This window comes from Acidovorax sp. LjRoot194, from assembly GCF_964253015.1.
Taxonomy (GTDB): domain Bacteria; phylum Pseudomonadota; class Gammaproteobacteria; order Burkholderiales; family Burkholderiaceae_C; genus Acidovorax.
The window spans coordinates 1009038-1027143 of sequence record NZ_CAXUQB020000001.1 but is presented as its reverse complement, the minus strand read 5'-3'; the positions used below and the strand labels follow the sequence as shown (position 1 = coordinate 1027143).

The 18106-nt window shown below is 67.1% G+C and carries 16 protein-coding genes; all 16 read right to left on the bottom strand.

All coding sequences use genetic code 11. The features are described from left to right. Window positions 1-5 precede the first annotated feature (5 nt). A complete protein-coding gene (locus ACSQ3N_RS04755; RefSeq protein WP_436145724.1) occupies window positions 6-1481 on the bottom strand; it encodes a UDP-N-acetylmuramoyl-tripeptide--D-alanyl-D-alanine ligase in 1476 nt (491 codons plus the stop codon). Next, entirely contained in the window at window positions 1478-2989 is a 1512-nt protein-coding gene (locus tag ACSQ3N_RS04750; protein WP_436145723.1) for a UDP-N-acetylmuramoyl-L-alanyl-D-glutamate--2,6-diaminopimelate ligase, read from the bottom strand. The genes ACSQ3N_RS04755 and ACSQ3N_RS04750 overlap by 4 nt, the downstream gene beginning before the upstream one ends. Continuing rightward, entirely contained in the window at window positions 2986-4731 is a 1746-nt protein-coding gene (locus ACSQ3N_RS04745; RefSeq protein ID WP_056173122.1) for a peptidoglycan D,D-transpeptidase FtsI family protein, read from the bottom strand. The genes ACSQ3N_RS04750 and ACSQ3N_RS04745 overlap by 4 nt, the downstream gene beginning before the upstream one ends. Then, the gene (gene ftsL / locus ACSQ3N_RS04740) at window positions 4728-5075 is read right to left on the bottom strand and encodes a cell division protein FtsL (protein WP_436145722.1); all 348 of its coding nucleotides are present in this window, start codon (window positions 5073-5075) and stop codon (window positions 4728-4730) included. The genes ACSQ3N_RS04745 and ftsL overlap by 4 nt, the downstream gene beginning before the upstream one ends. Before the next feature lie 122 nt (window positions 5076-5197). After that, window positions 5198-6130: a 16S rRNA (cytosine(1402)-N(4))-methyltransferase RsmH gene (rsmH, locus tag ACSQ3N_RS04735; RefSeq protein ID WP_056173117.1), complete on the bottom strand. Its 933-nt coding sequence runs from the start codon at window positions 6128-6130 to the stop codon at window positions 5198-5200. Between the two features lie 2 nt (window positions 6131-6132). Further along, complete coding sequence (gene mraZ / locus ACSQ3N_RS04730; RefSeq protein ID WP_056415049.1) at window positions 6133-6561, bottom strand: division/cell wall cluster transcriptional repressor MraZ; 429 nt, start codon at window positions 6559-6561, stop codon at window positions 6133-6135. A gap of 264 nt (window positions 6562-6825) precedes the next feature. Beyond that, window positions 6826-8151 (bottom strand): ATP-dependent protease ATPase subunit HslU, encoded by a 1326-nt coding sequence (gene hslU / locus ACSQ3N_RS04725; RefSeq protein ID WP_436145721.1) that lies wholly within the window; start codon window positions 8149-8151, stop codon window positions 6826-6828. Window positions 8152-8249: 98 nt separating this feature from the next. Then, window positions 8250-8813 (bottom strand): ATP-dependent protease subunit HslV, encoded by a 564-nt coding sequence (hslV, locus tag ACSQ3N_RS04720; protein ID WP_056173105.1) that lies wholly within the window; start codon window positions 8811-8813, stop codon window positions 8250-8252. A gap of 228 nt (window positions 8814-9041) precedes the next feature. Beyond that, window positions 9042-10787, bottom strand: coding sequence for an STAS domain-containing protein (locus ACSQ3N_RS04715; RefSeq protein ID WP_436145720.1), 1746 nt, complete (start codon window positions 10785-10787; stop codon window positions 9042-9044). A gap of 60 nt (window positions 10788-10847) precedes the next feature. Next, window positions 10848-11669, bottom strand: a complete 822-nt coding sequence (dksA, locus tag ACSQ3N_RS04710) for an RNA polymerase-binding protein DksA (protein ID WP_082517119.1) — start codon at window positions 11667-11669, stop codon at window positions 10848-10850. A gap of 178 nt (window positions 11670-11847) precedes the next feature. Then, a complete protein-coding gene (locus ACSQ3N_RS04705; protein WP_436145719.1) occupies window positions 11848-12921 on the bottom strand; it encodes a CobW family GTP-binding protein in 1074 nt (357 codons plus the stop codon). 114 nt (window positions 12922-13035) lie between these two features. Beyond that, window positions 13036-14271 (bottom strand): class I SAM-dependent rRNA methyltransferase, encoded by a 1236-nt coding sequence (locus ACSQ3N_RS04700; RefSeq protein WP_436145718.1) that lies wholly within the window; start codon window positions 14269-14271, stop codon window positions 13036-13038. A gap of 94 nt (window positions 14272-14365) precedes the next feature. Next, a complete protein-coding gene (gene lepB / locus ACSQ3N_RS04695; RefSeq protein ID WP_436145717.1) occupies window positions 14366-15037 on the bottom strand; it encodes a signal peptidase I in 672 nt (223 codons plus the stop codon). A gap of 333 nt (window positions 15038-15370) precedes the next feature. Further along, window positions 15371-16345 carry a tyrosine recombinase XerC gene (locus ACSQ3N_RS04690; RefSeq protein WP_436145716.1) on the bottom strand — a complete coding sequence of 325 codons (975 nt, stop codon included), beginning with the start codon at window positions 16343-16345 and terminating at the stop codon, window positions 15371-15373. A gap of 167 nt (window positions 16346-16512) precedes the next feature. After that, window positions 16513-17205, bottom strand: a complete 693-nt coding sequence (locus tag ACSQ3N_RS04685; protein ID WP_056173087.1) for a DUF484 family protein — start codon at window positions 17203-17205, stop codon at window positions 16513-16515. Beyond that, the gene (gene dapF / locus ACSQ3N_RS04680; protein ID WP_436145715.1) at window positions 17202-18083 is read right to left on the bottom strand and encodes a diaminopimelate epimerase; all 882 of its coding nucleotides are present in this window, start codon (window positions 18081-18083) and stop codon (window positions 17202-17204) included. Before dapF ends, ACSQ3N_RS04685 begins: the two co-directional genes overlap by 4 nt. Window positions 18084-18106 lie beyond the last annotated feature (23 nt).

Here is an 18106-nt window from a genome sequence, read left to right as displayed (position 1 = left end):
CGTTCTTACTGCGTTGCACCATGGTGTCCCTCCAGTACCTGCGCGGGCGGTTGTCGCTCTTGTTGTTTGGGGTCGTCCTGCACTTGTGCGGCAGAAGCGATTGCCTCCACCACCTGTTCCATCTTCATGAATCGAGATCCCTTGACCAGCACACTGCCCACGGTGGGCAGGGCCTGGCGCACTGCATCCAGCAGCGCGCCCCTATCGTTGAAATGACGTGCCTCGCCGCCTTCGCCGTTGCCGAACGACGCGGTGGCGTGCACCGATTGATCCCCCAGCGCGAACAGGCGGGGGATGCCGGCCGTGCGCGCGTGCGCGCCGGCCTCGGCGTGGAACTGCGGCCCCTGGTCGCCCACCTCGCCCATGTCGCCCAGCACCAGCAGTTGCGGGCCGGGCAGCTCGGCCAGCACGTCGATGGCGGCACGCATGGAGTCGGGGTTGGCGTTGTAGGTGTCGTCCACCACGGTGACTTCGCGGCCCGCGATGCGCACGCTGAAGGCGCGCGAGCGGCCCTTGACCGGCGTGAAGCTGGACAGCCCCTGCGCGATGGCGGCCAGGGGCGCGCCTGCCGACAGGGTGCAGGCGGCGGCGGCCAGGGCGTTGCTCACGTTGTGGCGCCCGGCGATGTGCAGCTGCGTGGCGACTTCGCCCTGCGGCGTGGCCATCGTGACAGCCCAGGCGCCCTGCTCCCAGGCCGCGCTGCGGCAGGTCACATCGCCGCCGTCGCCAAAGGTGACGGTGCGGCGGCCCTGCGCGAGCGATTGCCACAGGTCGGTGTACGCATCGCCTGCCGGGAACACCGCCACGCCATCGGCAGGCAGGCTGGCAAACACCGAGCCGTTCTCGCGCGCCACGGCCTCCACGGTGTGCATGAACTCCAGGTGCTCGCGCTGGGCGTTGTTGACCAGCGCGACCGTGGGCTGCGCCATGGCGGCCAGCAGCGCGATCTCGCCGGGGTGGTTCATGCCCATTTCGATCACGGCGGCGGCGTGGCCGGCGCGCAGGCGCAGCAGCATCAGCGGCACGCCGATGTCGTTGTTGAAATTGCCCTGCGTGGCAAACGCGGCCTCGCCCTTCCAGGCGCGCAGGATGGACGCGATCATCTGCGTCACGGTGGTCTTGCCATTGCTGCCGGTCACGCCGACGAGCGGCAGGCCGAACTGCGCACGCCAGCCGGTGGCCAGCGCACCGAGCGCTGCCAGGCTGTCGGGCACTTCGATGCCTGCAAGGCCGGCGGCTTCGAGGCCGCCCTGGGCGATGGCTGCAGCAGCGCCACCCGCACGGGCATCGGCCAGGAAGGCATTGGCGTCGTAACGCTCGCCCTTCAACGCCACGAACAAATCACCCGCCTGCAGCGTGCGCGTGTCGGTGTACACGCGGGCCAGCGGCGTGGCGCCGTCGCCCACCAGGCGCGCCGTGGGAATGCGCGGCTGCACGAGGCAGAACGCCTGCTGCAGGGTCATCATGGTGGCGGCGCTCATGGGCGGGCCTCCCGTGCCTGCAGCGCAGTGCGCGCATGGGCCTTGTCGGAGAACGGCACGCGCACGCCCGCGGTCTCCTGGGTGTCTTCGTGGCCCTTGCCGGCGATCAGCACCACATCGGCCGGCGCAGCCTCGGCCACTGCGAGGGCGATGGCGGCGGTACGGTCGGGCTCGGCGCGCACAGTGCGGCCGGCGATGGTGCCTTGCAGGATCTGGTGCACGATGGTGGCGGGGTCTTCGCTGCGCGGGTTGTCGCTGGTCACGACCACATGGTCGGCCTGGCGCTGCGCCACCGCGCCCATCAGAGGGCGCTTGGCCGCGTCGCGGTCGCCGCCGCAGCCGAACACGCACCACAGCTGCCCGCCCCGCTCGGCCGCGATGGGGCGCAGCGCCTGCAGGGCTTTTTCCAGCGCATCGGGCGTGTGGGCGTAGTCCACGGCCACCAGCGGCTGGCCGGGGCTGTGGATTTGTTCCATGCGGCCGGGCACCGGCGTGAGCTGGGCACACGCATACAGCGCGTGCTCCAGCGGCACGCCCAGAGCCCGCAGGCCGGCCAGCACCCCGAGCAGGTTGGAGACGTTGTACAGCCCGATCACGCGCGTTTGCAGCACATGCGTGTGCACGCCTTCGGCCACGGTGAAGCGCAGGCCGCCGTCCCCCATGCCGATGTCGCGCGCGGCCAGGCGCGCGGGGCCGGAAATCGACACGCTCCACAGGTCCAGCATGCGGTCTGAAAGGGATGCGTACAGCTCGGCGCCGCGCAGGTCGTCGATGTTGACCACCGCCGCCTGCAGGCCGGGCCACTCGAAGAGCATGCCCTTGGCCTGCCAGTAGGCGGCCATGCTGGGGTGGTAGTCCAGGTGGTCCTGCGTGAAGTTGGTGAACAGCGCCACGCGGATGCGGCTGCCGGCCATGCGGTGCTCGGCCAGGCCGATGGACGAAGCTTCGATGGCGCACGCCGTGCGGCCCGCGTCGGTGAACTGCTGGAAGGCGTGCTGCAGCCGCACCGGGTCGGGCGTGGTCATGCCGGTGGTGGTGAGCGCAGGCGGCACGCCGATGCCCAAAGTGCCCACTACCGCGCATCCACCGTGCGCAATAAGCTCATTTTTTGATAGCACATTCAAGGCCTCGGCCAGCCACCAGGTGGTGCTGGTCTTGCCGTTGGTGCCGGTCACGGCCAGCACGTCGAGGCGCTGCGTGGGGTGGCCGAACCAGTCGGCCGCGATCAGCCCGGTGGCGGCTTTCAGGCCGTGCACGGCCGCCACGGGCCAGCCGTCGAGCGGGAAGGCCTCGACGCCTTCGTGCTCCACCAGGCATGCCACAGCACCGCGTGCCAAAGCGTCGCCGATGTGCGCGCGGCCATCGGTGGCTGCGCCGGGCCAGGCGATGAAGCCATCGCCCGCGCGGACCAGGCGGCTGTCGGTCTGCAGCGTGCCGGTGACGCGTTCGCGCAGCCAGGCCACGGCGTCGTGCACCGAGGCCAGCAGGGGCAGCGTGCTTGCCGTCATAGCGATTCCTCCACCGTGTTGGCCACGATCTGGGGCTTGACGGCCATGTCCGGCTGCACGCCCATCATGCGCAGGGTCTGCTGCACCACTTCGCTGAACACGGGCGCGGCCACGGCACCGCCGTAGAACACGCCGTTGCTGGGCTCGTCGATCATCACGGCCACGATGATGCGCGGCTTGTCGATGGGCGCCATGCCGGTGAACCAGGCGCGGTACTTGCCCGATGCGTAGTTCTTGCCGACCTGCTTGCGCGCCGTGCCGGACTTGCCACCCACCGAGTAGCCCAGGGTCTGCGCCTTCTGGCCCGTGCCGCCGGGGCCGGCGGCCATCTGCAGCATCTTGCGCACCTGGTCGGCCGTGCGCTCGGAGAACACGGGCACGCCCAGCGCAGGCTCGGACGTCTTGAACATGGTGGCCGGGATCACGCGGCCGCCGTTGGCGAACACGGTGTACGACCGCGCCATCTGGAACAGGCTGGCCGACAGGCCGTAGCCGTAGGACATGGTGGCCTGCTCGACAGGGCGCCAGGTCTTGTAGGGCCGCAGGCGCCCGGTCACGACGCCGGGGAAGTGCAGCTGCGGCTTCTGGCCGAAGCCCGCGGCCGAGAAGGTTTCCCACATCTCGCGGGCAGGCATCTGCATGGCGATCTTGGTGGTGCCCACGTTGCTCGACTTCTGGATCACGCCCTCGACCGTGAGCAGGCCGTAGTTGTGCGTGTCCGAGATGGTGGAGCCGGTGATGTTGATGCGGCCGGGGTTGGTGTCCACCGGCGTCTCGGGGCGCACGCGCCCGCTCTCCAGGGCCAGGCCGATGGTGAAGGGCTTCATGGTCGAGCCGGGCTCGAACACGTCGGTGAGCGCGCGGTTGCGCAGCTGCTCGCCGGTCAGGTTCTGGCGCTTGTCGGGCACATAGCTCGGGTAGTTGGCCAGCGCCAGCAGCTCGCCGGTGTGGGCATCGAGCACCACCACGCTGCCCGCCTTGGCCTTGTGCAGCGCGACCTGGTCGCGCAGCTTCTGGTATGCGAAAAACTGCACCTTGCTGTCGATGGACAGCTGCATGTCCTTGCCGTCGACGGGTTGCACCGTCTCGCCCACGCCCTCGACCACGCGGCCCAGGCGGTCCTTGATCACGCGGCGAGACCCGGCCTTGCCGGCCAGGTCCTTGTCGAAGGCCAGCTCCATGCCTTCCTGGCCGTGGTCTTCCACGTTGGTAAAGCCCACCACGTGGGCAGCGGCCTCGCCTTCGGGGTACTGGCGCTTGTATTCCTTGCGCTGGTAGATGCCTTTGATGTCGAGCGCCGCGATCTCGCGGCCCACATCCCAGTCGAGCTGCCGCTTGATCCAGACGAAGGTCTTGTCTTCGTCAGCCAGCTTCTTTTGCAGCTCGGCCAGCGGCATGTCGAGCAGCTTGGCCAGCTGCTTGAGCTTGGCACGGGTCTCGGGCTTGTCCTGTTCCACGTCTTCGGGGATGGCCCAGATGCTGGCCGCCGGTACGCTGGACGCGAGGATCAGGCCATTGCGGTCCAGGATCTTGCCGCGGTTGGCGGGCAGCTCCAGGGTGCGCGCAAAACGCACCTCGCCCTGGCGCTGAAAGAACGCGTTGCCGAACACCTGTACATAGGCTGCGCGCCCGGCCAGCGCCAAAAAGCCCAGGGCGATCATGGCCACGATGAACTTGCTGCGCCAGACGGGCGTCTTGCTGGCCAGCAAGGGGCTGGCGGTGTAGACCACGCTGCGGCTCATGGCTGCACTCCCTGCACCGGTGCGGGTGCGCCACCCGGCGCAGCGGCCGCTGCTGCTGCTGCTGCGGCAGCCGCCACACCCTGGGGGTCGGACACGTACTGCGTGATGGCCGGCGTGGCCGTGCGCATGTTGAGCTGCGCCCGCGCGATTTTCTCGACGCGCAGCGGCGTGGCCTGGGCGCGCTTTTCGACCTGCAGGCGCTGGTGCTCGGTCTCCAGGCGGCGCGCCTCGACCGTGGCGCGGTCAAGCTCGGTGAACAGGCGGCGCGACTCGTACTGGGTGTGCACCAGGTAGATCGCGCTCGCCAGCACTGCCAGCAGCAGGACGATGTTCAAGCGTGTCATGTCAGTAGCTGCACCGTATGCATGCAGCGGCCGTGGCAGCAGCAGCCGCAAGTTGGCCCGGCAGCGAGCACACCGCCTTTGGCAAGGCCGACATCACGCAAAGACACAGGGGGCGGCTCATGTCATGCAACCTCGGTGCGCTCGGCCACGCGCATGATCGCGCTGCGCGAGCGCGGGTTGCCGGCCACCTCGGCGGCGCTGGGCTTGATGCGGTCCAGCGCCACGAGCTTCATGGCCTGCGGCGCGGCAAACGGCGCGCGGCGGTCGTACACCTCTTTGGAGTGCTTGGCGATGAACTGCTTGACGATGCGGTCTTCCAGCGAGTGAAAGCTGATCACCACCAGGCGCCCGCCCGGCTGCAGCACCGACAGCGTGGCTTCTAGCGCCTGTTGCAGTTCTTCAAGCTCAGCGTTGATGAAAATCCGAAGAGCCTGAAATGTGCGCGTTGCAGGGTTCTGGCCCGGCTCGCGGGTTTTGACCGTGCCAGCCACGAGATCGGCCAGTTCGGCGGTGGTTGCAAGAGGGCCCCGTTCTTCGCGCCGAGCAACAATCGCCTTTGCAATGGGGCCAGCAAACCGTTCTTCACCGTAGTCACGTATCACCTCCGCAATCTGTTGAACCTCGGCAGTGGCCAGCCACTGGGCCACGCTTTCGCCGCGCGTGGTGTCCATGCGCATGTCCAGCGGACCGTCGAAACGGAAGCTGAACCCCCGCTCCGGGCTGTCGATCTGGGGCGAGCTCACCCCCAGGTCCATGAGCACACCCGCTGCGCTGCCGGCCGGCAGGTCGGCGATGTGGCTGAAACCTTCGTGCCGAATGGAAAAACGCGCATCGGTGATGCGCGTTGCTTCGGCGATGGCTTCAAGGTCCTTGTCAAAGGCTACAAGGCGCCCTTGGGGCCCCAGCCGCAGCAAGATGAGCCGCGAATGCCCTCCGCGCCCGAAGGTGCCGTCCACCCAGGTGCCCGCAGGCTCGGGCCCGGCGCCGCCCAGCAGCGCGTCCACGGCTTCGTCCAGCAGGACGGTGGTGTGTTGAAGAAGAGAAGGGGATGTCATGGTCAGAAGGAGAAGTCCTTGAAGACATCCGGCATGTCACCCTGCATGGCCTTGGCCTCCTGCTCGTCGTAGGTGGCCTTGTCCCAGAGTTCGAAGTGGTTGCCCATGCCCAGCAGCATGGTGTCCTTGGAGATGCCGGCCGCCTGGCGCAGCTCGGGCGAGACCAGCACGCGGCCGGTGCCGTCCATCTCCACGTCCATGGCGTTGCCCAGGAAGATGCGCTTCCACCACTGGGCGGACATGGGCAGCTCGGCGATGCGCTCGCGAAACTTTTCCCACTCGGGACGGGGGAACACCATCAGGCAGCCGTGCGGGTGCTTGGTGATCGTGAGCTGGCCCGCTGCGGTGGCCGCGAGCACGTCACGATGCCGGGTCGGCACGGACAGCCGACCCTTCGCATCGAGACTTAGCGACGAGGCACCTTGAAACACGGAGGATTTTCCAGTTCGGAATCTTTAGATCCTTCAGAGCCCGATCCGGGCTTGAAGGGCACTTTTCACCACTTAATTGCACTTTTTTGCACTGTAGCAGGAAAAGCACGCCGAACAAGAGGGCGTCCACCAAACTTTTGTAATGAAATCAACAACTTAGGCGCGACTCTGCAGCCGACGGAACGCTAAAAGTCGTTGAAAAATAAGAACTTACGGCGGGCTATGAAAGTGACCTCTCAAGCCCGGCCCGGTTCTACCGTGTCGTCACAGGATGTAGCGCGACAGGTCCTCGTCCTGGCTCAGCGTCTGCAGGCGGCCATCCACATAGGCCGCGTCGACCGTGATGGTCTGGCCCGAGAGCTTCGTGGCGTCGAAGCTCACCTCGTCGAGCAGACGCTCCATCACCGTCGACAGGCGGCGCGCACCGATGTTCTCGGTGCGCTCGTTCACTTCGAAAGCGATGTGCGCCAGGCGCGTGATGCCTTCGGGTGCGAATTCGAGCGTGACGCCTTCGGTGGCCAGCAGCGCCTGGTACTGCTTGACCAGCGACGCGTGGGTCTGCGTGAGGATGGCCTCGAAGTCCTGGACCGACAGCGACTCGAGTTCGACCCGGATCGGAAAGCGACCCTGCAGCTCGGGAATCAGATCGCTGGGCTTGGACAGGTGGAACGCGCCGGAGGCGATGAACAGGATGTGGTCGGTCTTGATCATCCCGTACTTGGTGGTCACGGTGGTGCCCTCCACCAACGGCAGCAGATCGCGCTGCACGCCCTGGCGCGATACGTCGGTGCCGCTGGTTTCCTGGCGGGTGGCCACCTTGTCGATCTCGTCGATGAACACGATGCCGTTCTGCTCGGCATTGGCCACCGCGCGGGCCTTGATCTCTTCCTCGTTGACGAGCTTGCCGGCCTCTTCGTCGGTCAGCAGCTTGAGCGCCTCGGCGATCTTGAGCTTGCGGGTCTTGCGCTTGTCCTGGCCCATGGAGCTGAACATGCCGCGCAGCTGCTCGGTCATCTCTTCCATGCCCTGGGGGCCCATGATCTCGAGCGGCTGCCGGTTCTCGGCCACGTCGATCTCGATCTCCTTGTCGTCGAGCGCGCCTTCGCGCAGCTTCTTGCGGAACACCTGCCGCGCGGTGTTGTCCGCTGCAGGCTCCGTGCCTGCAGCGGCGCGGGCGGGCGGGATCAGCACGTCGAGGATGCGCTCTTCGGCAGCGTCGACAGCGCGGTCGCGCACCTTTTTGGTTTCGGTCTCGCGGGTCTGCTTGACGGCCATCTCGGCCAGGTCGCGGATGATGGAGTCGACGTCCTTGCCCACGTAGCCCACCTCGGTGAACTTGGTGGCCTCGACCTTGATGAAGGGCGCATCGGCCAGTCTGGCCAGGCGGCGCGCGATCTCGGTCTTGCCCACGCCGGTGGGGCCGATCATGAGGATGTTCTTGGGCGTGATCTCGTGGCGCAGGCTGCCTTCGACCTGCTGGCGGCGCCAGCGGTTGCGCAGCGCGATGGCCACCGCGCGCTTGGCGCTGGCCTGGCCCACGATGTGGTGGTCGAGTTCGGAGACGATTTCCTGGGGGGTCATGGAGGACATGCGGGGCCTGCCTTCAAAATTCTGAGCAAAAACAGCCGCTACCGCTTTCTGTACAAGCGCTAGCAGCTATCAAATTGAGAGTAAATCACCATCGACGCTCACAGCGTCTCGATGGTGTGGTTCATGTTGGTGTAGATGCACAGCTCGCCCGCGATCTCCAGCGACTTCTTGACGATGTCCTGGGCCGACAGGTCGGTGTGGTTGAGCAGCGCCTTGGCGGCCGAATGGGCGTACGCGCCGCCCGACCCGATGGCCACGATGCCCTGCTCGGGCTCCAGCACGTCGCCGTTGCCGGTGATGATGAGCGAGGCACTGGCGTCGGCCACCGCCAGCATGGCCTCCAGGCGGCGCAGCACGCGATCGGTGCGCCAGTCCTTGGTGAGCTCGATGGCCGCGCGCGTCAGGTGGCCCTGGTGCTTTTCGAGCTTGGCCTCGAAGCGCTCGAACAGGGTGAACGCATCGGCCGTGGCGCCGGCAAAACCTGCAAGCACCTTGCCGTGGTAGAGCTTGCGCACCTTGCGCGCCGTGCCCTTGACCACGATATTGCCCAGGGTGACCTGGCCGTCGCCGCCAATCGCGACCTGGATGCCGTCAGGGGTCTGGCGCCGCACGCTCAGGATGGTGGTGCCGTGGAACACCGGGGTGTTTTGAGATGAATCCATAGCTGCCGCATTTGGGGGCGCGGGCGCGGCTTTCAAGCAAGGCCGGGACCCTTGAGAGCCCACGCGCCCATCACGCAACGCCACACTCCATTCAGCCCCGCGACTATCCACCGTGCTTTATCGCGTTCCATTGCGCCATGCGGCGATCTGTGCGCCTGCAACGCGTGCACTGGCAAGACACCACCCGCCACGCAGAAGCGCAACGCACCACAGCGCACCTCAGGCCGATCAGTTCTTGCGAGGGATCACCCAGGCGTGTTCATTCACGCCGATCACGTTGAAGAAGATCGCAACCAGGCGCTGCAGGTTGTGGAACTGCACCACATGGCCCTGGCCCTGTTGCTCGGCGGCCCAGTTGAGCACCGAACCTGCGGCCGCAAAATCCACCCGGATGAGCTTGTCGCACGCGATGGTGAGCGGCACGCCCGCCTTCATGAACGCCTGGAAGGGCTCCAGAAGCGGCGCGGCGTCGCCTTCGATATGGCCGCTCAGCACGGCCACCGGGCCGGCGTCGAGCGATGCAGGCACCGAGACGTCGCCGGACAGATCCGACGCTGCGAAATCACTGTCTGCCGCCAGTGGCGCGGCACCCGACGAAGCGCCTTCGTTGTCCGAGTACCCGCAGCGCGGCGACACCCAGGATGGCGGCGAGACTTCATAGGTCACGCAGTAGTCGAGCGCCACCAGTTCGAACTCGTCGGGCTTGCCCATGAGGCGCAGCGCCGCCATGCGCAGGCGCCACCACTCGGGGCTGGTGGCACGGTCGCCCGACTGGGTCTTGGCGTCCAGCAGGGCATTGAGTTTTTCGACACCCGAAAACACCAGCTGGCCGTCGCGCTCCGCCCACAGGCTGAACTGGTCGGCCAGCAGCGGCACGGCAGCGTCGTCGATCGACGCGATGCGCGACCAGGACAGAGTCCATGGCGAGGCGGACCGCGCCAGCGATGCCTGCAGCGCTGCCACGGACGACACGCCCAGCGCGGCCGGTGCGTTCCAGCTGAAATCCTTGCGCGCCGGCATGGCGGGTGTGGCTGCTGCAGAGGCTGGCGACGCGGGCGCCAGGCCCAGTTGCTCAGGGATCGAGAACCACAGCGGGGCCGAGCGGCTGTACTGCGCGGCGTAGTCGATGGCCAGGGTTTCGAAGCGGTCGTGCTGCCCCGTTGCGCGGTACAGGTCGAACAGCGTCATCCAGATTTCCTGCTGCTCGGCAGGAGGGTCCTGGCGGTGCTGGGCCAGTACATCCATGAGGCCCGCCTCCGCGCCGGCGTGGTCACCGTTGGCAAACCGGATGGCGGCTTCTTCTAGGTCGGGTTCGTGCACAAATTCCTCCGGTTCAGGTGCCGGCGCTGCCGTGGCAGCCGCGGTCGCGTCAGGGCTGAAGGATGCCTCCTCTGTGCCGCCCGCCCCCATCTGTGCGTCCGTGCTGCCAAATCGTCCCACGGCCATGCTGTCGTCGGCGAACAGCGGCTGCACGGCCGGCTTGTTGTCCAGCTGGGCTGGCAAACTGCCCGGCGCGGTGGGTGCATAGGCGCGTGAATGCGCGGAATCGGGGGTATCGGAGGCGGACGGGGGCATGACGCCGGGCTGGGTGGGAGCGTCAGCACCTTGCTTGCTCTTCCACCACTGCTGGGACATCTGCGCTTCGATCTCGTCGATCTTCTTGAGCGTGACGGCGCGCTCGTCGGGCGAGGCCATGCTGCTTTGAAAGAACGAGGGCCGTGCGGTGGGGTCTTCCGTGCGGTGACCCTGCAGCACCTCGCGCTGGCGCAGTTTGCGCAGCTGATCGAACTCGCGGCGCCGCACGAAGTCGTTGCGGCGCTTGCGCTCGATCATCTCCTTGAGCATCTGCTTGCTGTACTGGCTTTCGCGGTCGTCCTGGATGGAGTCGAGCTCTGTCCAGTTGACCGTGGGATTCTTCACGAACCGAACCACCTTCGATAGCAGGCCGCCCGGGGTGGTGTCTTCCTTGCTCATGACTCAGGGGTACAGATACGGAGATTGCGCAGCGGTGATCAGCATCAGGCCAGGGCCCGATCAGTCCCCGAACATCTTCTGCTTGAGTTCGCGGCGCTGCTGCGCTTCCAGCGACAGGGTCGCGGTGGGGCGGGCAATCAGGCGGCCCGTACCGATGGGCTCGCCGGTTTCATCGCAGTAGCCGTAGTCGCCAGCGTCGATGCGGGCGATGGATTGCTCGATCTTCTTGAGCAGCTTGCGCTCGCGGTCGCGGGTGCGCAGCTCGAGGGCGTGCTCTTCTTCGATGGTCGCGCGGTCTGCGGGGTCGGGCACCACGACGGTGTCTTCACGCAGATGTTCGGTGGTCTCGCCAGCGCTGTTGTGGATGTCCTGCTTGAGCTGAACGAGCTTCAGGCGGAAAAACGCCATCTGCTTGTCGTTCATGTATTCGCTGTCAGGCATCGCCATGACTTCGGCATCCGTCAGCTCGGCGGCGGACTTGGTCTTCCAGTTGTTCGCCAGCTTGGGGTCTTTTTTGGCAGCCGTGAAAGTGGGGTGCGCTTGCGCAGTCGTGGGCATGGTATGTAGATAACTGGCTTTGGCAGCGGTGGAAGCCACTGCCTGTGCCATGGATGGTACGGTCAATTGGGCCAATCGGGAAGAAGGCCGGGTCGTGCGCGCGGGTACCTGCGTCGCGGCGGGAGCAGCGGGGACGGGCGCTGGCGCGGGGGCGACTGCGGGGCTGGCGACCTTGGCAACAACAGCCTTGGGGGCGGCAGCGGTCTTGGCCACTGCGGCTTTCGCAGCAGCCTTGGGCGCTGGCGCCGGTGCAGCCGTGCTCTTGGCGGCGGCGGGCTTGGTTGCCTTGGTGGCGGCCTTGGGTTTGCTGGTGTCGGCTTTCACTTCCTGGTCTCCTCGCTGTACGGGCGGGCCCTTGACTGCAGTTGCAGCCAACGGGCGGATGGCAAGCCTTCCGGGGTTTTACCGGGGCGCGATTGTATCGACCTGGGCTGACGCAAACGGAAACGTTGCGGATACAACACAAATCGGGTCGGGATCGGCGCCCCGTCCTACGGATGGATCAAACGAGGCTCTGCTCCAGCCCTTGCAGAAAGATGTCCTTGGGCAGGTCGATGCCGATGAAGACCATCTTGCTCAAACGCTGCTCGCCCTCGGCCCACTGGGGGCCCAGGTCGCTGCCCATGAGCTGGTGCACACCCTGGAAGATCACCTTGCGCTCGGTGCCCTTCATATTAAGCACGCCTTTGTAGCGCAGCATGCGCGGTCCGTAAATATTCACGATGGCGCCCAGAAAATCTTCCAGCTTGGCCGGATCGAACGGCCGCTCGGAGCGAAAGACGAAACTCTTCACGTCGTCGTCATGGTGATGGTGGTGGCCATGCCCATGGTCGTGCTGGTGCGAGGGGTGGCTGCAGTGCTCGCCGTGCTCGTGGTCATGATCGTGGTGGTCATGACCGTGGTCATGACCATCGCCCTCTTCCTTGAGGAACTCGGGGTCGATATCGAGCTTGGCATTGAGGTTGAAGCCCCGCAGGTCCAGCACTTCCTTCAAGGGCACATCGCCGAAATGCACGGCCTTGATGGGCGCGCGGGGGTTCATGTGCTTGAGGCGATGGATCAGCGCGTCGGTCTCTTCCTGGGAGACCAAGTCTGTCTTGGACAAGAAGATCTGATCGGCAAAGCCCACCTGGCGGCGCGCTTCCTGGCGGTCGTTGAGCTGCTGGGGTGCGTGCTTGGCGTCCACCAGCGTGATGATGGAGTCGATGAGGTAGGTCTCGGCGATCTCCTCGTCCATGAAGAAGGTCTGCGCGACGGGGCCGGGGTCGGCCACGCCGGTGGTCTCGATGACGATGCGGTCGAACTCCAGCAGGTTCTTGCGCTTCTTGGCGGCCAGCAGCTGCAGCGTCTCGCGCAGGTCTTCGCGGATGGTGCAGCAGATGCAGCCGTTGCTCATCTGAACGATCTGCTCCTTGGACTCGGTCACGAGGATGTCGTTGTCGATGTTCTCTTCGCCGAATTCGTTCTCGATCACGGCGATCTTCTGGCCGTGGGCTTCAGAGAGCAGGCGCTTGAGCAAGGTGGTCTTGCCCGAGCCCAGGAAGCCGGTGAGGATGGTGACGGGGATCAATGCCATGTTGTGTGTCCTTCAAGGGATGAGCCCATGCGCTGCGCCCGGCACTGCGGGCCGGGTATGCATGGCGCAAGGGGTTGTTTTCAGTGTACCGACGCTGTCAAGCCCTTGCCTCGCTCAGCCCTTGCGCATCACCACCAGCCCCTTGAGGTACTCGCCCTCCGGGAATTCCAGCGTCATCGGGTGGTCGGGCGCGCCGCCCAGACGCTCCAGAATGAAGCCGTCCACGCCCGCGTCGGCGCCCGCAGATGCCACGATCTTGTGAAACAGGTCGGCGCTGATGCCGCCCGAGCAGGAAAAGGTGAACAGCACGCCCCCCGGCGTGAGCAGCTGCAGCGCCAGGCGGTTGATGTCCTTGTACGCGCGTGCAGCGCGCTCGGCGTGGGCCGCAGTGGGCGCAAACTTCGGCGGGTCGAGCACGATGGCGTCGAAGTGCCGGCCTTCCTTGAGGAACTGGCGCAGCGAGGCGTTCACATCGGCATCCATGAAGCTTGCGTGGTTCAGGTCGAACCCGTTGAGCGCCACATGGGCGCGGGCGCGCTCCAGGGCCGGGCCCGACGAATCGATGGACGTCACATGCCCATCCGCCGATGCGCCGCTGGCGCGCATGCCGGCCAGCGCTGCCACGCTGAAGCCGCCGGTGTAGCAAAAGCAGTTGAGCACGTCCTTGAAGCCCAGGCGCTGCGCGTAGTCGGCAAAACGCTTGCGGCTGTCGCGCTGGTCCAGGTAGAAGCCGGTCTTGTGGCCTTCGGCGATGTTCAGCGTCAAATTCCACTGGTGCTCGTGGATGGTGAGCTCGAGCGGCGGGCCTTCGCCGTCGCCCGGGGTGCCCGTGGGGCCGCCACGCAGCCAGCCCGTGGCGGGCTCCAGGCCTTCCAGCGTGCGCACGCTGGCGTCCGAGCGTTCATACAGCTTGGCCAGGCCCGTCTCGCGCAGCAAGGCATCGGCGATCACGTCCTTCCAGCGCTCGGTGCCGGCGCTGGTGAACTGCGCGACCAGGGTGTCGCCGTAGCGGTCCACGATGAGGCCGGGCAGGCCGTCGGACTCACCGTGCACCAGGCGCACACCGTCGCTTTGCACATCGAAACGGGCTCTGGCGATGATGGATCGTGCGCAAGCAGCTATGAAAAAAGGAGCATCGATGCGCTGCGCCTCGTCAAAGCTCCACACCCGTGCGCGGATGCGCGAGCTGGGGCTGAACGCGGCCCAGGCCAGGAACTGGCCCTCGTGCGACTCCACGCGCACGGTCTCGCCGCTGTCGGCGCCGCCTTTGGCGATGGCCGATTCAAAAATCCAGGGGTGGCGGCGCAAGAGCGAGCGCTCTTTGCCAGGGCGAAGGCGAAGGGTTTTCATGATGGGGCGATTGTCGCGTGAATGCGCCCCGCCGCCGGCCAGTGCTGCAGGGCGCTGGCCGTGCCGCCCCGCACTTACTGACGGCCCGCCCGCGTCAGAGCGGGTGGCCGATGCGCCCGATGCGCGGCGCCCAGTTCTCCAGGATGTCGGCTGACACCAGCACCCGCCGCGCCTGGCCGATGAGCAGGTGCCGCGGCACGAAGCCGATGTAGCGAGAGTCCGCGCTGTTGTCCCGGTTGTCGCCCAGCACCAGGTACTGCCCCTCGGGCACAGTCACCGGGCCAAAGCTGCTGTGGGCCGTGACGCCCTGCAGCCACTGCACGCGGCGCTCGTGACCGTCCAGGTGCTCCGTCCAGCGCGTGGCGGACACTTCGGCCCCCAACTCGGCCAAATGTTCGGTCACCGCCTCGGGAGCGTCGTACCGCGCCGCCTGGCCGTTGAGGTACAGCACCTCGTCGCGCATCTCCACCGTGTCGCCCGGCAACGCCGCAATGCGTTTGATGAGCCGCGTGCCGTCCAGCGGCGACGAGAACGTGACCACATCCCCCCGCGCCGGATCCCCCAGCCGCGCCACCACCACATCGGTGAGCGGCACCTTCAGGTCATAGGCCAGCCGGTTGACGAACACCACATCCCCTTCCAGCAGCGTAGGCCGCATGGACCCCGAAGGAATCGGATTCCAGTCCGCCACCGCCGTGCGAAAGATGCCAAAGCACAGCAGCAACACGATGAACCCACGGTTCGATTTGACCCATTTCAGCAACATGGCACAACACTCCAAGGCGCCCTACAGCAAGCACCCCCTGCTCGGATGCACGGCCTCACATCTTGGTTCCATGACCCCCAGACAACGAGCCCCCCCAACCCACCGGCATACCCGATCAGCGCCAGACACCGGCCCCGCAACCACCAACGCCGGCAGCGCGCGCCGCCCCCACCAGTGCACCCGTGGAACTGGCTTTGCCAGGCCACCGGGTGCGTCCCCCTCGGGGGAAGCGGCGAAGCCGCTCAGGGGGCGACCCATCCTTCCCGTGGAACTGGCTTTGCCAGTCCACCGGGTGCGTCCCCCTCCGGGGAAGGCGCGCAGCGCCTCAGAGGGCTACTTCTTTCTAGCGCGAGGATGCGCCGCGTCATACACCTTGGCCAGGTGCTGAAAATCCAGCCGCGTGTACACCTGCGTGGTGGTGATGTTGGCGTGCCCCAGCAGCTCCTGCACCGCGCGCAGGTCGCCGCTGCTTTGCAGCAAATGGCTGGCGAACGAGTGGCGCAGCATGTGCGGGTGCACCGGCGTGGTCAGCCCGGCCTGCTGGCTGCGCTGGCGCAGGCGCAGCCAGATCGACTGCGCAGTAAGCCGCGCCCCCCGCTGGCCCACGAACAGCGCCGCATCGAGCCGGGCCGAGCCCTCACCACCAAACGGCGCGGCCCGCAGCGCCAGCCAGGCCTGCAGCGCCTGGGTGGCTGCGCGGCCCACCGGCACGCTGCGCCGCTTGCTGCCCTTGCCGAACACATGGGCCTCGCCCGCCTGCAGGTCCACCCAGCCGCGGCCCAGGCGCTGGGTGTCGGGGCCGGGCACCGCGTCCAACCCCGCCAGCTCGCCCACGCGCAGGCCGCAGCCGTACAGCAGCTCGACCATGGCCGCGTCGCGCGCCTCCAGCCACGGGTCGGCGCCAGTGTTGTCGAACTCGGCCAGGCGCACCGCGTCGTCCACGCCCAGCGCCTTGGGCAGGGGCTTCGGCGCCTTGGGCGCACGCACGTCCTGCACCGGGTTGTGATCGATCAGGCCCTGGCGCCCGGCCCAGGTGAAGAACCCGCGCCAGCCCGACAAAATGAGCGCAATCCCCCGCCCGCTGCGCCCCGCGCTGTGCATCTGCGCCACGAAGCGGCGGATGTGCGCACTCGTCAGCTGCAGCAGCGGCAGATTCACCCCGTGCGCGAACTGCGCCAGCCGTGCAAGGTCCAGCGTGTACAGCGTGAGCGTGCGGTCCGCCAGCCGCTTCTCCACCCGCACATGCTCCAGATAGCGCAGCACCTGCGGGTCGGTGGGCAATGGCAAGGCAGCCGGAGCGTCGGACATGGTGGTAACGCCAAACAGAACGGCAGCAGCCTTGAAGCTCTAAACCACCCGCGCGAAGGCCGCAACCGGCGCGCCCCCACGCCAGCGCCACCGTGGAACCGGCTTCGCCGGGCCACGGGTGGCGTCCCCCCTTTGGGGGGAAGACGCGAAGCGGCTCAGGGGGAAGCTCATTTCAGGCGGATGAGCGCCGCACTGGCCAGCTCGGCCATGCGCGCCAGAAAGTCCGTGCCCATGGTCGCGTCAAAGCGGTGCGCATCGGGCGAGCCCAGCACCAGCAGGCCGAACGCCGGCGTCGCACTGTCGATGGCCCCCGCGCGCAGCGGCAGCAGCGCCAGCGACTGGGCGGGTTCGCCCGGCTCCTGCGCCAGCCAGCCGGCCGGCTCGAAGCCCAGGTTGGGGCCGCAGAACGGCATGGTCAGCGACGAGGCGAACGCGCGCGCGTCCTCGCTCGCGCCCTGGGTGAAGTCGGCATCGATGTACGGGCCGGCCACGTCCCACACGCGCACCGCCGCCTGGGGCACGTCGAACAGCGTGCGCAAGCCGTCCACCACGGCCTGGGGCAGGTCGAACGGGTCCTTGACCTCCAGCAGCGCGCTGGTCCACTGGTGCACCTTGTGCGCGATAGTGGCGTTTTCGGTGCTGTTGCGCACCATCTCCATGATGCGCTGCTCCAGGCCCTTGATCTTCTCGCGCAGCATCTCAGCTTGGCGCTCCTGCAGGCTCACGGCGCGTGCGCCGTGGGGGCTGGTGATCTGCACGCTGGCCAGTACCTCCGCATGGCGCTCGAAGAAGCCCGGCGTGTTGGTGAGGAACTGGGCGATGTCGTCTTCGGTGATCGGTGGGATGTGGGACGTCGTCATAGGAGGGTATCGGGAATGTCGATCTGGCCTTCGAACACCGTGGTGGCCGGGCCGGTCATGAAAACGGAATCGGCCGCCTGGCCGCTCCAGGCGATGGTGAGCGTCCCGCCGCGGGTCTCCACCTGCACTTCGGCGTCCAGCAGGCCCAGGCGGATGCCCGAGGCCACGGCTGCGCAGGCGCCGGTGCCGCAGGCCAGGGTCTCGCCCACGCCGCGCTCGAACACGCGCAGCCGCACATGGCTGCGGTCCACCACCTGCAGGTAGCCGGCGTTCACACGCTGGGGAAAGCGCGCGTGGTGTTCGATGAGCGGGCCGGTCTGCGCGACGGGCGCCGTGTCCACGTTATCCACCAGCTGCACGGCATGCGGATTGCCCATGGAGGCCACCGCTACAAAAACAGGAGCTGCTTGCGCTTGCCCATCGAGCGACAGCGGCCATTTTTGCCCCGAACCCTGGTCCACGGGCGTGAGGCCGGCGGGGTCGAACGGCACCTTGGCCGGGTCGAACTCGGGGCGGCCCATGTCCACCGTCACGCGGCCGTCGGCCGTGAGGCGGGGGGCGATCACGCCGCTTTTGGTTTGCACGCGGATCGTGTCGCGGCCCGTCAGGCCCTTGTCGTGCACGAAGCGCGCAAAGCACCGGGCGCCGTTGCCGCACTGCTCCACCTCGCCGCCGTCGGCGTTGTGGATCACGTATTCGAAGTCGATGCCGTCGCCGGGCGATGGCCGCACGGTCAGGATCTGGTCGGCGCCCACGCCGAAGTGGCGGTCCGCCAGAAAGCGGTACTGGGCGGTGGACAGGCCCAGGCGGCCCTGGGTCTCGTCAAGCACGACGAAATCGTTGCCCGCGCCCTGCATCTTGGTGAAGCGAATCTGCATCCCCGGGATTATCGTCGCAGGAC